This is a genomic window from Actinotalea sp. C106, from assembly GCF_023630195.1.
Lineage (GTDB): Bacteria > Actinomycetota > Actinomycetes > Actinomycetales > Cellulomonadaceae > Actinotalea.
The window spans coordinates 1-889 of sequence record NZ_JALPKN010000564.1; the positions used below are offsets into that span (position 1 = coordinate 1).

An 889-nucleotide genomic window follows, 5' to 3' on the forward strand; every position below is an offset into this window, starting at 1 on the left:
CGAGACGACGTCGCCGCGCTCGCCGTCCCGAGCCGCCGCCTCGACGAGCTCCACGGCGCGCGGGTAGGCCCGGGCCAGCTGCGGCATCAGGACCGCGCTGGGGCCCGTGGTGGCGCCGTAGATGGCGCCGAGCATCGCGTACTTGGCCTGCTCCCGGGTCTGCACGATCCCCGCGTCCACGACCCCCTGGTACAGGTCGGCCTGGCGTCCCGCGGCGGCCATCGCCCGGTCGCCCGACATCGCTGCGAGGACCCGGGGCTCGAGCTGGGCGGCGTCGGCGACCACGAGCGTCCAGCCCGGGTCCGCACGGACGGCCGCACGGATGCTCGCCGGGAGCTGGAGCGCACCCCCGCCGCTGGTCGCCCACCGACCCGTGACCACGCCCCCCGGCACGTAGTCGGGCCGGTAGCGGCCGTCGTGGACCCAGGCCTCCATCCAGGTCCAGCCGTTCGCGCTGAGCAGCCGGGCGAGCTTCTTGTACTTCAGCAGCGGCCCGACGGCCGGGTGCACCAGCGCGCGGATCTCGTGGGTCCGGGTGGAGGTGACGTCGAGCCCGGCCGAGCGCAGGCCGCGGAGCAGGTCCGGCTGGGAGTCGAGGTTGAGGGTCGGCTGGTCCAGCGCCGCGCGGACCTCCTCGGCCAGGGCCTCCAGCCGGGGCGGGCGACCACCGTGGCGCGGGCGCACACCCAGCAGGCGGGTCAGCAGCTCGTCGTGGACGTCGGTGCTCCAGGGCATGCCGTCGTGCCGCATCTCGGCGGCGATCAACGCCCCGGTGGACTCCGCGGCGAGCAGCAGGCGCAGGCGTCCTGGTGCGCTCGAGCCGGCCACGGCGGCGAGCTGGAGCCCCAGCTCGGCGAGGGGGTCGAGCGCGGTGGCCGCGGCCGAGGGG

Annotated in this window: 1 protein-coding gene; it reads right to left on the reverse strand. The window is 76.6% G+C overall.

The window, feature by feature from the left end; translation table 11 throughout:
- Nucleotides 1-889, reverse strand: an 889-nt coding sequence (locus tag L0B03_RS18505) for a bifunctional 3'-5' exonuclease/DNA polymerase (protein ID WP_250448562.1), incomplete at both ends; no start/stop codon positions are given.